We start from the raw sequence: 20,803 nt of genomic DNA on the forward strand, positions 1-20,803 counted from the left end.
TCCTGAATAGACCGGTCGTCTAGTAATAAGGAAAATAAAAACGCCTGTTAAACGGCAGGCGTTGTGATGATGTTTTTAACGTGCGCCAGCGCATTTTCCAGCGGAGTGGCGCTACGAGAAATCTTGGCCTGCAGGTTGGCGCCAAGCCACAGCGCATACAGTACCTGCGCCTGCTGTAACGGCTCGCCAACAAAAGACAGGCAATGGTTGGCCTGACCTTTCTCCAGCGCCTGCGCTAACAGCACAATAATGTGCCGCGCGCCTTTATCCATCGCTGTGCGCATATCTTCTGACAGATCGCACACTTCGGCAGACAGTTTTACAGTTAAACAGCCGCTAATAATGCCGTGCTGGCTAAACTGGTTCAGGGTTTCCTGATAGTAGGCCAGAATGCGGTCGCGGTAGTTTCCCGCACCCGTATCAAAGTGTGTAGCCAGTCGCTGATGATAGGCCGCGTAGTGGCGTTCCAGCATCGCGACACCGAACGCTTCTTTAGAGCGAAAGTAATGATAAAACGAACCTTTGGGTACTTCAGCGGTTTTCAGTAGTTCGCTTAAACCCATGCCGGTGAAGCCGCGCTGCATACACAGCAGTTCGCCAGTCGCCAGCAGATGTTCGCGTGTATCGTGTTCAGTGATTTTGTTCATGAACAGGAGTGTAATAGACCAGTCGGTCTAATGCAATAGCGCTTGCGAGAAATTCAGTTAACGTCTTCAATAAGTATATCAATCTTACTAAAGGAGGGGATGTGGCCGAACAGCTGGAGTTTTTCCCCGTCCAGAGCCCATGCCGTGGAATATGTCAGTCTGACGAACGCGGATTTTGCCGTGGCTGTTTTCGCAGTCGGGATGAGCGTTTTAACTGGCAAAAGATGAGCGATGCCCAAAAGCAGGAAGTGCTACGGCTTTGTCGTCAGCGCCTGATGCGTAAATTACGTGCGAACAAAGCCAACCCTTCGGAAGAACCGCAACAACCTTCACTCTTTTAAAAGCGTAATTGCGTATACTCGAGGCACATTCACTTAAAAGGAAGCTGCTATGGTTCAGCGTATTACTATTGCGCCGCAAGGCCCGGAATTTTCTCGCTTTGTGATGGGGTACTGGCGCCTGATGGACTGGAATATGTCCGCGCGCCAGCTAGTCAGCTTTATTGAAGAGCATCTGGATTTGGGCGTGACCACCGTCGATCACGCCGATATCTACGGTGGATATCAGTGTGAAGCGGCGTTTGGTGAGGCTATGAAACTGGCTCCCCATTTGCGTGAAAAAATGCAGATTGTGACCAAATGCGGGATCGCGACGACGGCGCGCGCGGAAAATGCGCTGGGCCATTACATTACCGACAGCGCGCATATTATTGCCAGTGCGGAAGAATCGCTGAAGCTGCTGGCGACCGATCATATTGATCTGTTGCTGATCCACCGCCCCGATCCGCTTATGGATGCTGACGACGTCGCCGACGCTTTCAAAAAATTGCACCACAGTGGCAAAGTGCGTCACTTTGGTGTCTCTAATTTCACCCCGGCACAGTTCTCATTGTTGCAATCGCGTCTGCCGTTTACGCTGGCGACCAACCAGGTTGAAATCTCTCCGGTACATCAGCCGCTCCTGCTGGATGGCACTTTAGATCAACTGCAGCAGTTGCGTATTCGTCCAATGGCCTGGTCCTGCCTCGGCGGCGGTCGCTTGTTTAATGACGATGCGTTCCAGCCATTACGAAATGAACTTGCCGCGATCGCAGAAGAGCTAAACGCGCAGTCTATTGAACAGGTGGTGTACGCCTGGATTTTACGTTTGCCGTCTCAGCCGCTGCCGATTATAGGCTCAGGAAAAATAGAGCGCGTACGCGCCGCCATTGAGTCTGAGACGCTGAACATGTCTCGCCAGCAATGGTTCCGCATTCGTAAAGCTGCACTGGGTTACGACGTACCTTAATCGTGTTTTTGGTGCATCTCCGTTCAAAATTGCGTCACTGGTTTACACTTAACAATCAGACACCTTTTGGACGGAGGTCTTATGAAGCGTTTGAGTTTGGCCATCATCACTCTACTCGCCTGTGCAGGTGCGCAGGCTGCCATTGAAGAAAAAGTGACGATGAATCTGGTCACGTCGCAAGGCGTTGGCCAGGCGATTGGTACGGTCACTATTGCTGAAACCGCAAAGGGGCTGGAGTTTTCGCCCGATCTGAAAGCGTTGCCGCCGGGAGAACATGGCTTCCACGTGCATATGAACGGCAGCTGCCAACCGGCGATTAAAGAAGGGAAAGCCTCAGCCGCGGAATCGGCTGGAGGCCATTATGATCCGCACCAAACCGGCAAACACGAAGGCCCGGAAGGCGCAGGTCATATGGGTGACCTGCCGCTGCTGGTGGTGAATAACGACGGAAACGCCACAACACCGGTCATTGCGCCGCGCCTCAAAACGCTCGATGAGGTTAAAGGCAAAGCGCTGATGATCCATGTGGGCGGCGATAATATGTCCGATCAACCGAAACCGCTTGGCGGTGGCGGAGCGCGCTACGCCTGTGGTGTTATCAAATAATCAACTACTGAGAGTGCCCGGCGGTGGCGCCTGTTCGAGTTGTGAGAGCGAGCAGTGTAGCCGCCAGATCAATGCCGATAACTCCTGTGCAGCAGGTTGATGATGGTGGGCAAGCGCATCGCAAATGCGTTGTAGCTCACTCAGCGTGGCATTCAGTGGTCGTTGCTGGACGCCACGTTCGCTCATTACATCGCGCAGCAGAGAGATACACACGTCCCTGACGCGAGCCAGCGGATCCGAACGCGCCTCCCAGGTGCGCAGTTGCCACACTACGTGCGAGCAGTTCAGCAATACGACCCCCCAACGTAATAACCAGCGTCGAGCCAGCGCATCCTGACTGCTGCTGAGCTGGCTGACGTGATGATAGGTCAGCGATTCAAATTCGTTTTCACTGAGTGATGGGTGTCGGCTGAGCTGATCGACAAAATCTCGGCGCAGGGCGCGAATATGGCGGCGACTTTTCCGTGCATCCGAACCGGGCCGCAGAATGGCGAAGGCCAGCCATGACAGCGCCACACCAGTGATTTTCGCCATATTGTCATTCAGGAAATCAGCAAAATCATATACCGGCGGATTGGTCACCGCGATAAACGAACCCATAAATACAATCAGTTGCCCCCAAAGACCTGCCAGCGCTGGCATTTGCAGCTTTAACAGTTGCATGGTGGCGAGTAGCGGGAAGAGAAAGAGAATGAATTGCCAGAGGTCGGAAATTTGCACCATCAGGCCAAACTTAACCACAAAGCTAAACAGCGACAGCAAAACCAGCGTGCGCATCAGCAAAGAAAGCGACTTGAACGGCGTGGCAACGGCGGAATACAGCACACTGCTGATGGCGGCGAGCGTGAGGGCGCCAGAGCCTGATTCCCATTGTGCGCCAATGCTCCATGCGCCGATAAGCATCAAAGTACAGAACGTACGTAACCCGCTCCAGATAGCTTCCGCATTATCGGTATGACGGGCAAGCCCCGGCGTGCGGACGATATTAATACGCTCGGCGGTAACGCCATTTTCCAGTAAATGCAGATAATGACTGCTGCGCAGGTAGAGCCGACAAAAATAACGCAGTCGTTGCCAGAAGGCGACGTGTCGATAGTCGCGTGCATCGACGGGTCGCAGTGGGGCAATAATACGTGCGACGGTGTAGCTATTAGCATTGGATTTTATCAGTTCGCTGAGCAACTGCTCGATAATTTCCCGGGTATTGGACGGGGGATTAGGCCAGTTCAGCAGCATCCTGCGCAGACTGGAAATCACGCTGGTCATCCTTAACTGCTGATGCAACAGTGAATTGAGCAAAGCATTTTGTCGGCGAAAACGGTAGTGGCTCCAGAACGCCTGAATACGCAGCAGGTTCATGGTAAGAATCTGACCGATAACACTTTCATGGGCTGTGCGAATGGCGTCCGTGGTTTCTGGTTGCCAGAGTAGGCTGGCATGTTCCAGTAAACGTGAATGCATGTTTTTCAATGCAGTCAGTAACGTGATGCCATCGGAGGTGCTGGGCAGGATCATCATCATCACACCGCCACACAAGATACCGACGATGACTTCGCACACGCGTGCCTGCGCGATATCCCATAACTGCGTAATTTCCACGGTATTGACCATGGGAAACGCAATGATTGCCGCCGTATAACCCGCCAGTTGAAAGGCGTAGGCAACGTTATTGGTGAAATGCGCACAGGCCCAGGTACAAAAACCGATCCACACCGACATGCTCAGCAAGAACAACCACGGCTCATTAAGGGTATGACCGGCAATAATCAATGCGGCGGTGGCACCCAGTAAGCTCCCCGCCACGCGACCCAGACTTTTGCTGATAACCCCGCCAACGGTGGGAAAACTGACCACCGCCGCTGAGGTCATCGCCCAATAGGGTTCGTCCAGATTCAGATAATAAGCAAAAGTTAACGCCAGACACATCGCAATGGTGTTACGCAGCGCATAACGCCACTGTGCCGCCGTGGCTTTAAACCACGGCAAATTGCCAGGTGTCAGGCGGGGTAGTTTCATTTACGCTGGCCGATGGATACGCTGCAGGTTGTACCTGATACCAGCGTGACATCCCGCGGCAGGGCGTCGAATTCGATGCGTACCGGGATACGCTGCGCCAGACGCACCCACGGCACGTTGGGCTTGATATCTGGAATCAGGCCGGAATCACTTTCCACACTTTGATCGTAGATAGCACGACCAATACTGGAAACGTGACCCTGTAACTTTATATCACCGCTGTAGAGCGTGATGAGGGCAGGTGCACCTTCGCGAATGTGGCGCAACTTAGTTTCTTCAAAATACCCCATTACATAAAAAGAGTGACTGTCGACGAGAGCAAACAGAGGTTTTCCGGTTGAAGCGTAGTCTCCGGGACGGGTTGAAAGATTGGTGACCCAGCCCGCTACGGGGGCTTTGACCACCGTTTGCGTCAATTGCCACTGTGCCTGACGCAGACTGGCCTCTGCTGCTTCAACACTCGCCTGCATGGCTTTCACGTTGAGATTTGCGGTATCCAGATCCTCGGCTGAGATGTAATTTTGCGATAAATGACGGCGGCGGTTGGCTTCGTTATTGGCTTTCGCCAGGTCAGACTGCGCTTTTGCAAGTTGCGCTTGCGCATTCAGTTCAGCAATGTGAAATGGTGTCTTGTCGATAATAAAAAGGACATCGCCTTTATTCACAAACTGGTTATCTTTTATATAGAGTTCGCTAATGCTACCTGACACCTGTGGTGTAATGCTGACCTGCTCAGCTCGCACTTTGCCATCACGTGTCCAGGGCGATTGCATATAGTAATTCCACATCCACCATCCGGCGAAAACTGCGATTGCAGCGACTATAATAGTGGAGAAGTATTTAACGGTTTTAAGCGACATAATCACCACGCTATCAGCATAACAAAGGCCAGACATACGCAAAGCGTAAAGAGTGACAGATCCATTAACAAGGGATGCCAGATTTCGCCAGAGTAAATCCAGTCGCGCAGTAGGCGATGAACAACCAACCAGAGAATAAAGCCTGCTACAATCGCCTTGAAAACAGGAGGGAAGTAGACAGATGCGCCGATCATTAAATCTTGTAGGGGCAATCCTGTTGCATTAAACATAAACTTCACGGGCAAAATCCTTGGCGGAAGAGAGCATTGCTATAGGTTTAGCAAAAAAGAGACAATGAGTCTCCGTAACGCATGATGTCTGAAAAAATGTCAGCCGGTAAGCAAATTTGGCAATACATTTGTTTTGGGAATACAAATGCTGCACACTATTCTAAAATCAGCACAATAACTTAGCAAGCTAATTATAAGGAGATGAAATTGGAATCGCCATTAGGTTCTGATCTGGCACGGTTGGTGCGCATTTGGCGTGCTCTGATTGACCATCGCCTGAAACCTCTGGAGTTGACGCAGACGCATTGGGTTACGCTGCACAACATTCATCAGTTGCCGCCGGATCAATCGCAGATTCAGTTGGCTAAAGCGATTGGCATCGAGCAGCCTTCGTTGGTACGTACGCTTGACCAGTTAGAGGAAAAGGGACTCATTTCACGACAGACTTGCGCCAGCGATCGTCGGGCAAAGAGAATTAAACTGACAGAAAAAGCAGAGCCGCTGATCGCTGATATGGAAGCGGTTATCAACAAGACGCGTGGAGAAATTTTGGAAGGGATTTCAGCTGAGGAAATTGATCTGCTGATTAAACTGGTCGCCAGGCTGGAACACAATATTATTGAGCTGCAGTCACAGGGCTGAAGCAAAAAAATGACGTGTGGCCAGGGGCTGACCACACGTGAATTTGATTAGCGTGGAGACACGGTAACCTGGCTGCCGTTGTTAGCCATAACAACGCGCTGGCCGGCTGAAAACTTGGTCGCACCCTGTTTCTGAACCACCATGATGGTATTACCATCATCCTTACGGATTTCCAGTTCCACACCCTGGGTTTTATTCATCGCACCTTGTACGCCTTGACCCGCTACGCCACCGGCAACTGCGCCTGCAGCCGTCGCTAATGAACGACCCGTACCGCCACCGACGGTGTTACCGAGGAACCCGCCGAGTACCGCACCACCAATAGCACCAATCACGTTTGCGTCATCGCCACCCTGGATTTGCACCGGACGAACATGAACAATCGTACCGTAGGTAACGTTCTGAACTTGTTTCGCTTCGGATGCGGTATACACGTCACCTGAAAGGCTATCATTGTTAACGCAACCCGCTAAAGATACGCCCATTAATGAAACAATCAGCACACGTTTAATCATTTACAAATCTCCTTTGTCACCACGAAACGCTAATAAAGCACCCTTCATGGTTAAATTATATGGCATTTGTGAGCCTAAGATCACATGTTCTACTGGAACAATATGAAAATCTTAACCGAAATCGGATCAACCGAGTATAAACGAATCATTCATGTAATTGATGTAATTAAACGATCATTGTAATGATTAGCCACCAAAAATCATTAAGGAAGCATGGCATTAGTCGACACTTTATGGTTGAGTGTCAAGGCTAATTTGCTTAAAAGGATGACCTATGAAATCGGGCCGTTTTATCGGTGTAATGTCTGGAACCAGCCTTGATGGCGTCGATGTTGTGCTGGCGACAATAGATGAAACGATGGTTGCGCAGCAGGCGAGTCTGACCTGGCCCATCCCCATTCATGTTAAACAAGCGATTCTGGATATCTGCCAGGGGCAGCAGCTTACACTTTCTCAGTTTGGTCAGTTGGACGCACAGCTCGGTTATTTATTTGCTGAGGCAGTGAATGCGTTATTGGCGCAAGAAAAATTGAAACCGCAGGATATCGTTGCGATTGGTTGCCACGGGCAAACCGTGTGGCATGAACCGAACGGTGCTGCGCCACACACGCTGCAAATTGGCGATAACAACCAGATTGTTGCGCGTACAGGGATAACCGTAGTCGGCGATTTTCGTCGACGTGATATCGCCCTTGGCGGGCAGGGTGCACCGCTCGTTCCCGCGTTTCATCAGGCACTGCTGGCACATCCAACGGAACGGCGGATGGTGTTAAACATCGGCGGGATTGCCAATCTGTCTCTGCTTATTCCGCAACAACCCGTTCGCGGATACGACACCGGGCCGGGCAATATGCTGATGGATGCCTGGATCTGGCGGCAATGCGGTCAACCTTACGACAAAGATGCACAGTGGGCCATTTCGGGAATGGTTATCCTGCCGTTACTGCAAAATATGCTTAACGACCCTTATTTCTCCGCGCCTGCGCCGAAAAGTACTGGTCGTGAGTATTTCAATTATGGCTGGATAGAACGTCATCTGGTGCAGTTCCCGGGGATTAGTCCGCGGGATGTGCAGGCGACGCTTGCCGAACTGACCGCGGTGACCATTTCAGAGCAGGTCTTGCTAAGCGGCGGTTGTGAACGGCTCATGGTCTGCGGTGGAGGAAGCCGTAATCCGCTGCTGATGATGCGTCTGGCGGCACTATTGCCGGGAACAGAGGTCACCTCAACGGATGAAGCCGGGATCAGCGGCGATGATATGGAAGCGTTAGCCTTTGCCTGGCTGGCGTGGCGGACACTGGCCGGATTACCTGGAAATCTGCCTTCTGTGACTGGCGCATCAGAGCCGAGCGTTTTAGGGGCGATTTATCCTGCTAACCCACGAACTCAGAGTTAACTGAAATTATTCAGCACCGTATGCCGGTAAACTAGGGATATTAGGGAGGGTTCCATTACCCTCCGGGACCAGGAAAGTCTTCAGGATATGGCTATGAAAAAACTATTGTTAGTGTGTCTGCCGGTACTGCTTAGCGGGTGTAGCGTATACAACCAATTTGTTGAGCGTATGCAAACGGATACGCTCGAATACCGCTGCGACGAAAAACCGCTTACCGTCAAGCTGAACAATACCCGCCAGACGGCAAGCTTTGTTTATGATAATCAGCTATTGAACCTCAAACAGGGCGTGTCGGCATCAGGTGCGCGCTATACCGATGGGATCTACGTTTTCTGGTCTAAAGGCGACGAGGCAACGGTCTATAAACGAGACAGAATTGTGCTAAATAACTGTCAGTTACAGAACCCGAAGCGTTGAGATTTTCACCTGGGCGGCGCACAATAGCGTCACCCACTGACAATCCGTAGCCCAACATCATGTCTGATAACGACGAATTGCAGCAAATCGCGCATCTGCGCCGTGAATACACGAAAGGCGGTCTTCGCCGCCGCGATCTTCCCGCCGAACCCCTTGCGCTGTTTGAGCGCTGGCTGGGGCAAGCCTGTGACGCCAAACTGGCCGATCCCACCGCGATGGTCGTTGCGACCGTCGATGAAAATGGCCAGCCGTATCAGCGTATCGTGTTACTCAAACATTATGATGACAAAGGGCTGGTGTTCTATACCAACCTTGGCAGCCGTAAGGCGCATCAGATCGAGAAAAATCCACGCATCAGCCTTTTATTTCCCTGGCATACGCTGGAACGGCAGGTGATGGTGATCGGCAAGGCTGAGCGTCTCTCCACGTTAGAAGTAGTGAAATACTTCCACAGTCGCCCACGCGATAGCCAGATTGGCGCCTGGGTCTCTAAGCAATCCAGCAGGATCTCAGCTCGTGGTATTCTTGAAAGTAAATTTCTCGAGTTGAAGCAGAAGTTTCAGCAAGGAGAAGTTCCGCTGCCCAGTTTCTGGGGCGGCTTTCGCGTGAGTATTGAGCAAATGGAGTTCTGGCAAGGTGGTGAAAACCGCTTACACGATCGTTTTTTATACCAACGCGAAGATAACGCGTGGAAAATTGATCGCCTGGCCCCCTAAAGATGCAAATTTCTTGTTTTAAGCGCTGGTGCTGATCAATCCGGCGCTTTATTCTATGTTTCTTTCGCATCAGGCGAAAAGTCGTGTACCGGCAAAGGTGCAGTCGTTTTATACATGGAGATTTTGATGGCAAGCAGTAACTTGATTAAACAATTGCAAGAGCGGGGGCTGGTGGCCCAGGTGACGGACGAGGAAGCGTTAGCAGAGCGACTGGCGCAAGGCCCGATCGCGCTCTATTGCGGCTTCGATCCTACCGCTGACAGCTTGCATTTGGGGCATCTGGTTCCATTGTTATGCCTGAAACGCTTCCAGCAGGCAGGCCATAAGCCTGTCGCACTGGTAGGTGGCGCAACCGGTCTGATTGGTGACCCGAGCTTTAAAGCCGCCGAGCGTAAACTGAATACCGAAGACACTGTGCAGGAGTGGGTGGATAAAATCCGCAAACAGGTTGCACCGTTCCTCGATTTCGACTGTGGCGACAACTCGGCGATTGCTGCGAACAACTACGACTGGTTTGGCGGTATGAACGTACTGACTTTCCTGCGTGATATCGGCAAACACTTCTCCGTTAACCAGATGATCAACAAAGAAGCGGTTAAGCAGCGTCTGAACCGTGACGATCAGGGGATCTCCTTTACTGAGTTTTCTTACAATCTGCTGCAGGGTTATGACTTTGCCTGCCTGAATAAGCTGCACGGCGTGGCACTGCAGATTGGTGGTTCTGACCAGTGGGGTAACATTACTTCGGGTATCGATTTGACCCGTCGTCTGCACCAGAATCAGGTGTTTGGTCTGACCGTACCACTGATTACTAAAGCTGATGGCACCAAATTCGGTAAGACGGAAGGCGGCGCAGTGTGGCTGGATCCGAAGAAAACCAGTCCGTACAAATTCTACCAGTTCTGGATCAACACCGCCGATGCGGACGTTTATCGCTTCCTGAAATTCTTCACTTTCATGGATATTGAAGAGATCAATGCGCTGGAAGAAGAAGATAAAAACAGCGGTAAAGCGCCGCGTGCCCAGTATGTTCTGGCCGAACAGGTTACGCGTCTGGTTCACGGTGAAGAAGGTCTGGTCGCGGCAAAACGCATTACCGAAAGCTTGTTCAATGGCAATCTCAGCGATTTGAGTGAAGCAGATTTCGAACAGCTGGCGCAGGATGGCGTGCCGATGATCGAGATGGATAAAGGTGCCGATTTGATGCAGGCGCTGGTAGACTCCGAGCTGCAACCTTCTCGCGGTCAGGCCCGTAAGACCATTGCGTCTAACGCGGTGACCATCAACGGTGAGAAGCAGTCCGATCCGGAATATTTCTTCCAGGAGAGTGATATCCTGTTCGGGCGCTATACCTTACTGCGCCGTGGCAAGAAGAACTATTGTCTGATTTGCTGGAAGTAAGATTGCGTTAGCAGGGGCGTGGGAAACTACGCCCCTTTATTTTTTCAGGGTTGTGATAAGTAAAATGAAGAATATCCTCGCCATCCAGTCCCACGTTGTTTTTGGCCATGCGGGCAACAGTGCAGCAGAATTTCCGATGCGTCGTCTTGGCGCAAACGTCTGGCCGTTGAATACCGTCCAGTTTTCAAACCACACGCAGTATGGCAAATGGACCGGTTGCGTTATGCCGCCGAGCCATCTGACTGAAATTGTCCAGGGCATTGCTGATATTGATAAACTCCAGACCTGTGACGCAGTACTGAGCGGCTATCTTGGCTCAGCTGAACAGGGCGAGCATATTCTGGGTATTGTACGTAAAGTAAAAGCGGCCAACCCGCAGGCAAAATACTTTTGCGATCCGGTGATGGGACACCCTGAAAAGGGATGTATCGTAGCTCCGGGTGTGGCGGAATTTCATGTTCGTCATGCGCTTCCGGCTAGTGACATTATTGCCCCGAATTTGGTTGAGCTCGAAATTCTGTGCGAGCATGCGGTGAACAATGTTGATGAGGCTGTTGCGGCGGCGCGTGAACTGATCGCTCAGGGACCTGAAATTGTACTGGTGAAGCATCTGGCACGCGCAGGTATTAGCACCGACCGTTTCGAGATGCTGCTGGTCACCGCTGAGCAGGCGTGGCATATCAGTCGCCCGCTGGTCGATTTTGGCGCACGTCAACCGGTTGGTGTGGGTGATGTTACCAGTGGCTTGTTGCTGGTGAAACTGTTACAGGGCGCGTCTTTACAGCAGGCGCTTGAGCATGTGACTGCGGCAGTGTACGAAGTGATGATCTCCACCAAAGAGATGCACGAGTATGAGCTGCAGGTGGTGGCTGCACAGGATCGCATCGCCAAGCCTGAACACTACTTCAGCGCAACGCAGCTGTAATCAATGCCCGATGGCGTTCACGCTTATCGGGCATATTTTTAGCTGTAGGCCGGGCAAGCGCAAGCACCACCCGGCAACAACAATTAATTTAACCCTTCTGCTTTAAGCGCCGCGGCAACCGCCGGGCGTTCAGCCATACGCGCCATATACGCGTCGATATGGCTTAATCCTGCCATATTCAGCTTAACGGCATAGGCCCAACGCAGTACGGTAAACAGGTAGGCATCGGCGATGCTGAAGCGCGGGCCGCAGATCCATTGGTTATCTTTTAGCGAGTCGTTCACATACTGCATTTTTTTCTCCAGCAGCGCGCGAACGGTTGGCTTGAAGTCTTCCGGCGTATCGGGACGGAACAGTGGCGTAAAGCCTTTATGCAGTTCTGTCGCAATGTAGTTAAGCCATTCGATGGTTTTGTAACGGGAGAGGCTGCTGGTAGGGGCAAGGAGCTGACGGTCTGGCACGCTGTCCGCCAGGTATTGCATGATGGCGACACCTTCGGTAAGTAGCGTACCGTCATCCAGCAGCAGTGCGGGAACTTGCCCTTTTGGGTTTACCGCGAAAAAATCATCGCCATTTTCCAGACGTTTCTTCATCAGATCAACACCATCCAGCGTGAAATCTTTACCGCTCTCACGAAGTGTGATGTGGGAAGCGAGAGAACAAGCGCCCGGTTTGTAGAACAGTTTCATCGGTAACTCCTTTTGGCTGAGGTATATCGTATGGTAGTGCTACCTCATGCAAAAAAAAAGCCGCTAACAACAGTTAGCGGCCTGAAAATGAGTTTCCCTGAGAATTACGCTGTCGCGGCCTTAGCGGCTTTCTCATCGGCTTCGTCATCCTGAGTCATACGGTTCAGTTTCGGAGCCGTCAGCAGCATCAGAACAGCGATAACAGCCGTCGCAACACCAATCTGCAGGAACACACGACCGTAGACTTCAAGGGACATCAGCGGGTCAGTCACATTCTCTGGTACAGCCATCATGTTAGCGACGTAGCCACCGATGATGTTTGCACCGGCAGTGGTCAGGAACCAGCTACCCATGATGAAGCCCATCAGGCGTTGCGGAACCAGCTGTGCCACCATTGCCAGACCCAGACCGGAGATCATCAGCTCACCGATACTTTGCAGGCCATAGCAGATAATCAGCCAGTTAACGGAAACGATGCCCGCATCGGTAGCGAATTTCGCGCCCAGCGGCAGGATCAGGAATGCACCGGAACACAGCACCATACCAATCGCAAACTTGGTTGGCATCGGCAGGGTATCGCCCATCTTGTTATAGATAGCGGCGAGGATTGGGCTACCAATGATGATCCAGAACGGATTCAGCGCCTGGTACTGTTCAGGTTCGAAAGCAATGCCAAGAATAGAGTGCTCAACGTTACGAATCGCAAAGAAGTTCAGTGAGGTCGGCATCTGGCTGTACAGCACGAAGAAGATAATCGCTTCCAGCATCAGAATGAAGGCGACGATCATTTTACGACGTGCAGCGCCTTTCATGGTGAAGGCTTCTTTACCGAAGATAAACACGATACCGATAGCAATTACACCCAGAACCATACGTGCGATCTGCTGGTTGTGCAGCAGCCAGGTCGCAATCGCGATCAGAACCACAACGCCAACGATAGTCAGCAGCAGGTTACGGAAGTTGATTGGTTCAAAGTCAGGTTTAGAACCGTATTGTTTAACCCAGCGCTGACAGAATGCGAAGTTAACAACGGTAATCAGCATACCCACGACGCTCAGCGCAAACGCGGTGCTCCAGCCGTAACGCGCAGCTAACCATGGCGTTGCCAGCATAGAGAAGAATGAACCGATGTTGACGGACATGTAGTACATGGTAAATGCACCATCAAGACGCGGGTCATCTTTGGCATAGCAGGTAGAGAGCAGGGAGGATGGGTTTGCTTTAAACAGGCCGTTACCGACCGCGATAGCCGCCATGCCCATATAAACGATACCCGCATCGTGACCGGACCATGCTACCAGCGCATAACCAATGGCCAGGACAACGGCACCCAGCATAATGACGCGTTTTGTACCCAGAACTTTATCACCTAACCAGCCGCCAATCGCAACCAGGCCATATACCAGGGCGCTAAAGGAGGAGAAAAGGGTGATGGAATCCGCTTCTGACATGCCCAGTTGTTTAACCAGGTAGACGGCCATGATCCCTTGCAGGCCGTAATAACCAAAACGTTCCCACAGCTCAATAGAGAAAATGAGATAGAACGCTTTTGGTTGTTTGAAGGCGTTTAAACTTACGCTTTCTGTTGGTTTATTGTTTGCAGTAGACACTTTTACCTCTTTTTTTACATCCCATATCAACGGGGGTGTTCAGGTACGTGATGAGTCAAGTTCATCCGTCCGATTGTTATAGTGGGAGGGGAAACGGCAAGTAATGTTCACTATCTTGACCATTCAGACAAGTGGTTTGTAATAATCTGTTACATATATCATGACTGGTGAAATCGTCGGGGCTGCGAAATGTTATCTAGCGTTAAATTTCTTCATTTGTAAAATGGCAGATTTTTACACTGTTTAATCACCGCTAAAACCGGAATGTGGCGATATGTTCTGCTATTTAAGGTTGAATCCAGTGATATAGGCCATTATCTGAAAAATAGGCAGTGTAATGTTTTGTTTATAAACTGTGCAGTTAGGTCATCTAATTGTCACCTTAACTAAAAAATAAAAACTTATTAACATTGTGTTGGCTGGATGATCTGGATCACGTATAGATAGAAATTTCTTTTGCTAAAAAAACGATTAACCTGCTCAGGTGTTAATTAACAAGAATATTGCATTAGATTTGAGCAATTGAATGGCATCATTGTCGGGAAAAGAAACTTTGGGGAGTGCATAACTAAACGTTATGTATGTATGGGGCAAAGAGGATGCCCCGGCAGCATTAGATATCGACTTTCTCTTTGAATTCGCAGAGATCTTCGATGATACAGGAACCACAACGTGGCTTTCTGGCTATACAGGTGTAGCGGCCATGAAGAATTAACCAGTGGTGGCAATCGACTTTAAATTCACTGGGTACAACTTTCAGTAGCTTTTCTTCTACCTGCTCGACGTTTTTACCTGGGGCGAATTGTGTCCGGTTACATACCCGGAAAATGTGGGTATCTACGGCAATAGTGGGCCAGCCAAAGGCGGTATTTAATACCACATTAGCCGTCTTGCGCCCAACGCCGGGGAGAGCTTCTAACGCAGCACGGTCTTCAGGCACTTCACCATTATGTTGTTCCAGCAGAATGCGGCAGGTTTTAATTACGTTTTCCGCTTTGCTGTTAAACAAACCGATTGTCTTGATGTAGGACTTAACACCTTCAACTCCGAGCTCCAGCATCGCAGCAGGCGTATTGGCAACGGGGTATAGTTTAGCCGTCGCTTTATTGACGCTGACATCGGTGGCCTGAGCGGAAAGCAAGACCGAAATCAGCAGTTCAAACGGCGATGTAAAATTAAGCTCGGTTGTCGGATGCGGGTTGTTATCCCGCAGGCGAGTCAGTATTTCCAGACGTTTTGCTTTGTTCATGAGACATTCCCTGTTTCACCAGTTGGACTGTCCGCGACAGCCGCTTCGGCACGACGTTTCTTCATTCTCTCATCAATCAGGTACTTAACTGCCAGCATCAAGCCCAGACCAATAAACGCGCCTGGTGGCAGCATGGCCAGCAGAAACGGCGTATCAGTATGGAAGATCTCAACGCGCAATACTTTGGCCCAGCTACCCAACAAACCGTCTGCGCCATCAAACAGTGTACCGTTACCAATTATTTCGCGCAGCGAGCCCAGAACAAACATGGCGCCGGTCGCCCCCATACCGATGGAAAAACCATCGAGTGCGGATAATGCAGGGCCTTTTTTGGCGGCGAAGGCCTCTGCGCGGCCAACAACAATACAGTTTGTCACAATCAGTGGGATAAAGATGCCCAGAGACTGATACAGGCCAAAGGCATAGGCATTGATCAGCATCTGCACCGCACTCACCACGGAGGCGATGATCATGACATAAATTGGAATACGGATTTCAGGCGGAGTCCAGCGACGAAGGGCCGAAATCGTCAGGTTGGTCAGCGTCAGAACGAGCGTCGTCGCGAGCCCCAGCCCCAGCGCGTTAGTGGCGGTAGAGGTAACGGCCAACAGCGGACACATCCCGAGTAGCTGCACAAGCGCGGAGTTATTTTTCCATAACCCCTGGACAATAACGTCTTTAATTTCGCTCATGATTTATTCTCCACAAGCGCTAAGTTGAGGAAGCTGCGCGGGTAGCGTCTGCGCATACAAACCGGCGCGTTTTACTGCGTTCACTACCGCCCGCGGCGTAATGGTTGCGCCAGTAAACTGGTCAAAGTCGCCGCCGTCTTTTTTCACAGCCCAGTGGGCATCGTTACCCGTAGCGATCGTTTTGCCGCTAAAGTGGGTGATCCAGTCGGACAGTCGCAGTTCGATTTTATCGCCCAGTCCCGGGGTTTCATGATGCTCGGTTACCCGCGTACCCAACACGGTACCCGTAAAATCGACACCGACCAGCAGTTGAATCGCCCCGGAATACCCATCTGGCGCCGTAGCTTCAAGAATTGCTGCAACGGGACGGTCGTCCTGGCGGGCAATATACACGCGGTGAGTACCTTTGCCCAATGCCTGCGCATTGACCAGATAACAGCTCTCAGACAAGTTATTATTGTAGCGATCGCCAGGTAGCACCTGATCGAACAGTGCCTTTTGCTGCAGCGCGGCCTGTTCATCAATGGTGGACTTGGTTAATTGATTGATTGCCGCGGTTAATCCCGTTGAACCAGCAGCAAACAGTGCCAGCGTAATACCGTGTTTACGAATCGTTTTCAGCATTGGGAGTCCTTAGCGATGTCCGTACACGCGAGGGCGGGTGTAATAATCAATCAGGGGAACCGTGATATTTGCCAGTAATACGGCAAAGGCTACACCGTCAGGATAACCGCCAAAACTGCGAATCAACCATACTAACAACCCCGCAAGTGCGCCAAAAATCAGGCGGCCGCGGTTAGTTGTCGAGGCCGTAACGGGGTCGGTAAGAATAAAAAATGCACCCAGCATGGTTGCGCCGGAAAGCAGGTGTAACTGAGGAGACGCGAGTGACTCAGGTGAGAACAACCATCCCAGAGTGGCGCAAACTGCGAGCGACAGCAGGAAGCTAACCGGGATATGCCAGCGAATCGCCCCCTGCCATAACAGAACGATACCACCCGCCAGCCAGGCAAGATTAACCCACTGCCAGCCCGCGCCTGCCAGCACACCGCTGTAAATCGGGTATTGCATCACCTGTTCAACGGTATGCCCGGCATGCAGTGATGTCTTAAAGGTATCGAGAGGCGTTGCCTGGCTGATACCATCAATGCCCATACGCAGTGTATTCATATCCCCACCGCTGACGGTATGGCCGCTAAGGATAACGTTCAGCGCGTCAAAGAACCCAGGCACTGTAGCCGCAATTTCGTGCGGCGGCAGCCAACTGGTCATCTGTACTGGAAATGAGATTAGCAGCACGACGTAACCAATCATGGCAGGGTTAAACGGGTTCTGACCGAGACCGCCATACAGCTGTTTCGCAATGATAACCGCGAATACCGTGCCCAATACCACCATCCACCAGGGGGCGAGCGGGGGAATACTCACGGCCAGCAGCAACCCGGTGAGTAACGCAGAGTTGTCTTTTAAAATCGGCACAATGGGTTGTTTACGCAGTTTAAGCACGCCCGCTTCGGCGGCGATAGCGCTGATGGCGGCCAGAACTATCTGGAACAACGTACCCCAGCCGAAGAACCACAGCTGTGCGGCGATCCCCGGCAATGCCGCAAGTAACACCAACATCATGATACGTGATGTCTGGCGCTGGTTATGGGTATAAGGGGAGCTTGCTATTCTGAATACCATTTATTCCTCGTTAACAACCTGCTGCTGTGCGGCTTTCTTTGCCTGAGCGCGTGCGATAGCGGCCGCGACGGCGGCTTTACGTGGATCAACCGGCTCGGCTGTTTCCGTTACCACTTGCTGTTCGAGCTTGCGGGCCTTGGCGCGGGCAATGGCCGCTTCCACGGCGGCTTTACGTGGATCAACCGGCTCGGCTGTTTCCGTTACCACTTGCTGCTCGAGCTTGCGGGCTTTGGCGCGGGTGATGGCCGCTTCCACGGCGGCTTTGCGTGGATCAACCGGCTCGGCTGTTTCCGGTACAGCCTGCTGTTCGAGCTTGCGGGCTTTGGCGCGAGCAATTGCCGCTTCGACGGCAGCTTTACGCGGATCTGTACCCGTGCTGCTGCCTTCACTTTGCGGCGAATTTTCCTTACGGGAAGCACGAGCTTGCGCCTTACGCGCCTCGCGTGCGGCAATCACTGCGCTATTGTCAGGTTTTTCACCTGCCTGAATTACTACCGGCTGCAGCGCCTGAGCCTGTTTTTCTTTTACGCGAGCCAGCGCGGCGGCAATGGCATCATGGTCTTTGGCCGCCGGTTGAGCAGCGGCGCTCTTATGGCGTTCAAGACGCGCTGCTTTTTCACGTTCAAGGCGCGCCTGTCGGGCTTCAAACCGTGCTTTCGCTTCAGCGGCTCGTTTTTCTTCCTGGCTAATGGCGTAAATCTCGGCTTTTTCCTGGCGGAAATACTGCACCAGCGGAATATTGCTTGGGCATACCCAGGCGCAGGCACCGCATTCAATGCAGTCGGCGATATTGTGGGCCGTTGCTTTGTCGTGCTGTTGCCCTTTACTGAACCAATAAAGCTGTTGTGGCAGGAGATCCGCCGGACAGGCATCGGCGCATGCGCTACAGCGAATGCAGCCTTTCTCTTCCGGCGTTTCACCCATTTCACTGGCAGAGGGGGCCAGAAGACAGTTGGTAATCTTCACCACCGGGACATCCAGCCATGGCAGCGTAAACCCCATCAGCGGTCCGCCCATAATCACCATCTGGTCGGCGGAAGGGCAGAAGCCCGCGTCGTTGAGCAGATGACGAACCGGCGTGCCCAAACGCGCCCAGACGTTGCCCGGACGGCTGACGGCCTCACCGGTAAGCGTCACGACACGTTCGGTGATCGGCTCACCGTCAATTACTGCACGTTTAATTGCATAGGCGGTTCCGACGTTTTGCATCAATACGCCGATATCTGAGGAGCGTCCACCGTGGGGAACCTGCTTGCCAGTCAGGATTTGTGTTAACTGTTTAGCCCCGCCGGAAGGGTACTTGGTGGGGATTACGCGCAAACTGATGTCGTGTGAATCAGCCAGCACCGCGCGCAGCATAGATATTGCCTGCGGTTTGTTATCTTCTATGCCGAGGAGGATCTCGCGTGGCTGAAGAATGTGCGCCAGGATGCGGATTCCTTCGACGACCTGCGCCGCACAGTCCTGCATCAGGCGGTCATCTGCTGTAATGTACGGCTCGCATTCAGCGGCGTTAATGATCAGCGTTTCAATTTTATCTCCGCCGCCCTGCAGTTTAACGCCGGTGGGAAAACCTGCGCCACCCAGCCCGGCGACGCCGAACTGATGAATACGCGCAATCAGCTCTTCCCGGCTGTGGGAGCGGTAATCGGTCCAGCCGTCTCGCTCAATCCAGCGGTCTTCGCCATCGGCGTCTATGATAACGCTCAACTCAGCCAGTGCCGAAGGATGTGCGGTGGAGTGCGGGGCAATGGCAACCACGGTACCTGATGTTGGCGCATGGACTGGAAGCATTTTGCCACGCCCGCGGGTTAATGCCTGACCACGCAGCACGGTGTCACCCACGTTTACGCACAGCTCACCCTCCGCACCAATATGTTGTTTCAGCGGAATAACGAAACGCGGTGCCAGCGGAACCTGTCGCAACGGTGTTCCGTTTGACTGGGTTTTCATTTCTGGTGGATGAATGCCACCATCAAAGTCCCAGATTTTATTTTTTCTGAATGCAGAGAATAACTTAAACATGTTGTTCCACGGGAATGATGCGCACAGGGATGGTATTTAAATCCCATTTCCAGCTATCGGGTGTCTCGGCTACCGGGCGTAATTCAATGCATTGCGTCGGGCACGGGTCAACACACAGGTTGCACCCAGTGCAGAGATCGCTCATTACCGTGTGCATGGCGCGGGTCGCGCCCACGATCGCATCGACCGGGCAGGCCTGAATACACTTAGTGCACCCGATACAGTTATTTTCATCAATGACCGCCAGCATACGCACCGGCGTAACGTCTTGTTCATCACCATCAATAGGCTGCGGATCGACGTTCAGCAGGGCGGCAATTTTTAACATCACCGCTTCGCCACCGGGGGCGCAACGGTTAATTTTTTCACCCTGAGAGCCGATCGCTTCAGCGTAAGGATGACAGCCCGGATAGCCGCACTGCCCACACTGGCTTTGCGGGAGAATTTCATCAATTTTCTCCACGACTGGATCATCTTCAACGGCAAAACGTCGTGAGGCGTACCCCAAAATAGCGCCGAACGCCAGACCCAGTACACTCACTGCGGCAACGGCAATCCAGATAGCATTCATTACAACTTCACCAAACCACTAAAGCCCATAAAGGCCAATGACATTAAACCAGCGGTAATCAGCGCAATCGCATTCCCGCGAAACGGCGCCGGGACGTCCGCCACGGCGAGGCGTTCGCGGATCGCGGCGAACAGTACCATCACCAGCGAGAAGCCGACGGCGGCGGAAAAACCGTATAGCGCCGACTGTAAAAAGTTATGGCCGAGGTTGATGTTCAGCAGCGCCACACCTAACACTGCGCAGTTAGTCGTGATCAGCGGTAGGAAGATCCCCAGCAGGCGGTACAGCGCAGGGCTGGTTTTGCGCACAACCATTTCGGTAAACTGCACGACGACGGCGATAACCAGAATAAAAGCCAGCGTGCGCAGATAGATGAGATTGAGCGGGATTAGGATCCAGGTATCAATCAGCCATGCGCAGATGGATGCCAGTGTCATGACAAACGTCGTGGCAAGGCCCATACCCATTGCGGTTTCCAGTTTTTTGGAAACGCCCATAAACGGGCAGAGGCCCAGAAACTTGACCAGTACAAAGTTATTGACCAGTACAGTTCCGACAAACAGCAGCAGGTAATCAGTCATTTTTCGGCCTGAAATAAAAAAGCCGCCTATTATCTGACAATC

The 20,803-nt window shown here is 52.1% G+C and carries 22 protein-coding genes and 1 pseudogene; 9 read left to right on the top strand and 14 right to left on the bottom strand.

Features of this window, described 5'->3' with window-relative positions; translation table 11 throughout:
- Nucleotides 1-47: 47 nt before the first annotated feature.
- On the bottom strand, nucleotides 48-647 hold the full coding sequence (locus tag WC1_RS13400) for a TetR/AcrR family transcriptional regulator (RefSeq protein WP_016150191.1): 600 nt from the start codon (nucleotides 645-647) through the stop codon (nucleotides 48-50).
- A 101-nt stretch (nucleotides 648-748) separates the two neighbouring features.
- On the opposite strand from WC1_RS13400, the gene WC1_RS13395 reads away from it, so the two are divergent.
- The 3 genes from WC1_RS13395 (at nucleotide 749) to sodC (ending at nucleotide 2,540) form a co-directional block, all read left to right on the top strand.
- Nucleotides 749-988 (top strand): DUF1289 domain-containing protein, encoded by a 240-nt coding sequence (locus WC1_RS13395; protein ID WP_003029191.1) that lies wholly within the window; start codon nucleotides 749-751, stop codon nucleotides 986-988.
- 49 nt (nucleotides 989-1,037) lie between these two features.
- Nucleotides 1,038-1,934, top strand: a complete 897-nt coding sequence (locus WC1_RS13390) for an aldo/keto reductase (RefSeq protein ID WP_003029189.1) — start codon at nucleotides 1,038-1,040, stop codon at nucleotides 1,932-1,934.
- Between the two features lie 81 nt (nucleotides 1,935-2,015).
- On the top strand, nucleotides 2,016-2,540 hold the full coding sequence (gene sodC, locus WC1_RS13385; RefSeq protein ID WP_003029187.1) for a superoxide dismutase [Cu-Zn] SodC: 525 nt from the start codon (nucleotides 2,016-2,018) through the stop codon (nucleotides 2,538-2,540).
- Here the strand turns inward: sodC and WC1_RS13380 are convergent.
- From WC1_RS13380 to WC1_RS13370, 3 genes and pseudogenes are all read right to left on the bottom strand, one after another.
- A pseudogene (locus WC1_RS13380) lies at nucleotides 2,516-4,556 on the bottom strand (FUSC family protein). The gene sodC and the pseudogene WC1_RS13380 overlap by 25 nt on opposite strands.
- On the bottom strand, nucleotides 4,553-5,416 hold the full coding sequence (locus WC1_RS13375; protein WP_003836440.1) for an efflux RND transporter periplasmic adaptor subunit: 864 nt from the start codon (nucleotides 5,414-5,416) through the stop codon (nucleotides 4,553-4,555). The pseudogene WC1_RS13380 and the gene WC1_RS13375 overlap by 4 nt, the downstream one beginning before the upstream one ends.
- A 2-nt stretch (nucleotides 5,417-5,418) precedes the next feature.
- Nucleotides 5,419-5,655 carry a DUF1656 domain-containing protein gene (locus WC1_RS13370; RefSeq protein ID WP_003029180.1) on the bottom strand — a complete coding sequence of 79 codons (237 nt, stop codon included), beginning with the start codon at nucleotides 5,653-5,655 and terminating at the stop codon, nucleotides 5,419-5,421.
- Nucleotides 5,656-5,847: 192 nt separating this feature from the next.
- Between WC1_RS13370 and slyA the strand changes: the two genes are divergently transcribed.
- Nucleotides 5,848-6,288: a transcriptional regulator SlyA gene (gene slyA / locus WC1_RS13365; RefSeq protein ID WP_019076732.1), complete on the top strand. Its 441-nt coding sequence runs from the start codon at nucleotides 5,848-5,850 to the stop codon at nucleotides 6,286-6,288.
- A gap of 47 nt (nucleotides 6,289-6,335) precedes the next feature.
- On the opposite strand, the gene slyB is transcribed toward slyA, so the two are convergent.
- The gene (gene slyB / locus WC1_RS13360; RefSeq protein ID WP_003029175.1) at nucleotides 6,336-6,803 is read right to left on the bottom strand and encodes an outer membrane lipoprotein SlyB; all 468 of its coding nucleotides are present in this window, start codon (nucleotides 6,801-6,803) and stop codon (nucleotides 6,336-6,338) included.
- A gap of 274 nt (nucleotides 6,804-7,077) precedes the next feature.
- Between slyB and anmK the strand changes: the two genes are divergently transcribed.
- From anmK to pdxY, 5 genes are all read left to right on the top strand, one after another.
- Nucleotides 7,078-8,199 carry an anhydro-N-acetylmuramic acid kinase gene (gene anmK, locus WC1_RS13355; RefSeq protein ID WP_003029171.1) on the top strand — a complete coding sequence of 374 codons (1,122 nt, stop codon included), beginning with the start codon at nucleotides 7,078-7,080 and terminating at the stop codon, nucleotides 8,197-8,199.
- 87 nt (nucleotides 8,200-8,286) lie between these two features.
- Complete coding sequence (mliC, locus tag WC1_RS13350) at nucleotides 8,287-8,616, top strand: C-type lysozyme inhibitor (protein ID WP_003029170.1); 330 nt, start codon at nucleotides 8,287-8,289, stop codon at nucleotides 8,614-8,616.
- 59 nt (nucleotides 8,617-8,675) lie between these two features.
- On the top strand, nucleotides 8,676-9,332 hold the full coding sequence (gene pdxH, locus WC1_RS13345; RefSeq protein ID WP_003029169.1) for a pyridoxamine 5'-phosphate oxidase: 657 nt from the start codon (nucleotides 8,676-8,678) through the stop codon (nucleotides 9,330-9,332).
- A 126-nt stretch (nucleotides 9,333-9,458) separates the two neighbouring features.
- Nucleotides 9,459-10,733, top strand: a complete 1,275-nt coding sequence (gene tyrS / locus WC1_RS13340; protein ID WP_003029168.1) for a tyrosine--tRNA ligase — start codon at nucleotides 9,459-9,461, stop codon at nucleotides 10,731-10,733.
- A 64-nt stretch (nucleotides 10,734-10,797) separates the two neighbouring features.
- Nucleotides 10,798-11,658 carry a pyridoxal kinase PdxY gene (gene pdxY, locus WC1_RS13335; protein WP_016150194.1) on the top strand — a complete coding sequence of 287 codons (861 nt, stop codon included), beginning with the start codon at nucleotides 10,798-10,800 and terminating at the stop codon, nucleotides 11,656-11,658.
- 83 nt (nucleotides 11,659-11,741) lie between these two features.
- Here the strand turns inward: pdxY and gstA are convergent, their stop codons facing one another.
- From gstA to rsxA, 9 genes are all read right to left on the bottom strand, one after another.
- Complete coding sequence (gene gstA / locus WC1_RS13330; RefSeq protein ID WP_003029164.1) at nucleotides 11,742-12,347, bottom strand: glutathione transferase GstA; 606 nt, start codon at nucleotides 12,345-12,347, stop codon at nucleotides 11,742-11,744.
- Nucleotides 12,348-12,451: 104 nt separating this feature from the next.
- Nucleotides 12,452-13,957, bottom strand: coding sequence for a dipeptide/tripeptide permease DtpA (gene dtpA, locus WC1_RS13325; RefSeq protein WP_003029162.1), 1,506 nt, complete (start codon nucleotides 13,955-13,957; stop codon nucleotides 12,452-12,454).
- A 613-nt stretch (nucleotides 13,958-14,570) separates the two neighbouring features.
- The gene (gene nth, locus WC1_RS13320; protein ID WP_003029161.1) at nucleotides 14,571-15,206 is read right to left on the bottom strand and encodes an endonuclease III; all 636 of its coding nucleotides are present in this window, start codon (nucleotides 15,204-15,206) and stop codon (nucleotides 14,571-14,573) included.
- The gene (locus WC1_RS13315; RefSeq protein ID WP_003843545.1) at nucleotides 15,203-15,898 is read right to left on the bottom strand and encodes an electron transport complex subunit E; all 696 of its coding nucleotides are present in this window, start codon (nucleotides 15,896-15,898) and stop codon (nucleotides 15,203-15,205) included. The genes nth and WC1_RS13315 overlap by 4 nt, the downstream gene beginning before the upstream one ends.
- Nucleotides 15,899-15,901: 3 nt before the next feature.
- Entirely contained in the window at nucleotides 15,902-16,522 is a 621-nt protein-coding gene (gene rsxG, locus WC1_RS13310; protein ID WP_003029155.1) for an electron transport complex subunit RsxG, read from the bottom strand.
- A 9-nt stretch (nucleotides 16,523-16,531) separates the two neighbouring features.
- Nucleotides 16,532-17,584 carry an electron transport complex subunit RsxD gene (gene rsxD, locus WC1_RS13305; protein ID WP_016150195.1) on the bottom strand — a complete coding sequence of 351 codons (1,053 nt, stop codon included), beginning with the start codon at nucleotides 17,582-17,584 and terminating at the stop codon, nucleotides 16,532-16,534.
- Nucleotides 17,585-19,609 (bottom strand): electron transport complex subunit RsxC, encoded by a 2,025-nt coding sequence (gene rsxC / locus WC1_RS13300; RefSeq protein WP_016150196.1) that lies wholly within the window; start codon nucleotides 19,607-19,609, stop codon nucleotides 17,585-17,587. It abuts the gene before it with no gap.
- Complete coding sequence (gene rsxB, locus WC1_RS13295; protein ID WP_003029148.1) at nucleotides 19,602-20,180, bottom strand: electron transport complex subunit RsxB; 579 nt, start codon at nucleotides 20,178-20,180, stop codon at nucleotides 19,602-19,604. The genes rsxC and rsxB overlap by 8 nt, the downstream gene beginning before the upstream one ends.
- Entirely contained in the window at nucleotides 20,180-20,761 is a 582-nt protein-coding gene (gene rsxA, locus WC1_RS13290) for an electron transport complex subunit RsxA (RefSeq protein ID WP_003029144.1), read from the bottom strand. Before rsxA ends, rsxB begins: the two co-directional genes overlap by 1 nt.
- Nucleotides 20,762-20,803: the final 42 nt, after the last annotated feature.

It is taken from the genome of Citrobacter sp. KTE30, from assembly GCF_000398825.1.
In the GTDB taxonomy this organism is placed as follows: Bacteria; Pseudomonadota; Gammaproteobacteria; order Enterobacterales; family Enterobacteriaceae; genus Citrobacter; species Citrobacter freundii.

Coding starts and splice junctions, on each gene's coding strand:
- pdxH (WP_003029169.1), top strand. CDS start 8,676: ATGTCTGATAACGACGAATTGCAGCAAATCGCGCATCTGCGCCGTGAA.
- WC1_RS13315 (WP_003843545.1), bottom strand. CDS start 15,898: ATGAGCGAAATTAAAGACGTTATTGTCCAGGGGTTATGGAAAAATAAC.
- nth (WP_003029161.1), bottom strand. CDS start 15,206: ATGAACAAAGCAAAACGTCTGGAAATACTGACTCGCCTGCGGGATAAC.
- anmK (WP_003029171.1), top strand. CDS start 7,078: ATGAAATCGGGCCGTTTTATCGGTGTAATGTCTGGAACCAGCCTTGAT.
- mliC (WP_003029170.1), top strand. CDS start 8,287: ATGGCTATGAAAAAACTATTGTTAGTGTGTCTGCCGGTACTGCTTAGC.
- WC1_RS13375 (WP_003836440.1), bottom strand. CDS start 5,416: ATGTCGCTTAAAACCGTTAAATACTTCTCCACTATTATAGTCGCTGCA.
- sodC (WP_003029187.1), top strand. CDS start 2,016: ATGAAGCGTTTGAGTTTGGCCATCATCACTCTACTCGCCTGTGCAGGT.
- slyB (WP_003029175.1), bottom strand. CDS start 6,803: ATGATTAAACGTGTGCTGATTGTTTCATTAATGGGCGTATCTTTAGCG.
- tyrS (WP_003029168.1), top strand. CDS start 9,459: ATGGCAAGCAGTAACTTGATTAAACAATTGCAAGAGCGGGGGCTGGTG.
- rsxA (WP_003029144.1), bottom strand. CDS start 20,761: ATGACTGATTACCTGCTGCTGTTTGTCGGAACTGTACTGGTCAATAAC.
- WC1_RS13390 (WP_003029189.1), top strand. CDS start 1,038: ATGGTTCAGCGTATTACTATTGCGCCGCAAGGCCCGGAATTTTCTCGC.
- gstA (WP_003029164.1), bottom strand. CDS start 12,347: ATGAAACTGTTCTACAAACCGGGCGCTTGTTCTCTCGCTTCCCACATC.
- rsxG (WP_003029155.1), bottom strand. CDS start 16,522: ATGCTGAAAACGATTCGTAAACACGGTATTACGCTGGCACTGTTTGCT.
- slyA (WP_019076732.1), top strand. CDS start 5,848: ATGAAATTGGAATCGCCATTAGGTTCTGATCTGGCACGGTTGGTGCGC.
- rsxB (WP_003029148.1), bottom strand. CDS start 20,180: ATGAATGCTATCTGGATTGCCGTTGCCGCAGTGAGTGTACTGGGTCTG.
- pdxY (WP_016150194.1), top strand. CDS start 10,798: ATGAAGAATATCCTCGCCATCCAGTCCCACGTTGTTTTTGGCCATGCG.
- rsxD (WP_016150195.1), bottom strand. CDS start 17,584: ATGGTATTCAGAATAGCAAGCTCCCCTTATACCCATAACCAGCGCCAG.
- rsxC (WP_016150196.1), bottom strand. CDS start 19,609: ATGTTTAAGTTATTCTCTGCATTCAGAAAAAATAAAATCTGGGACTTT.
- WC1_RS13400 (WP_016150191.1), bottom strand. CDS start 647: ATGAACAAAATCACTGAACACGATACACGCGAACATCTGCTGGCGACT.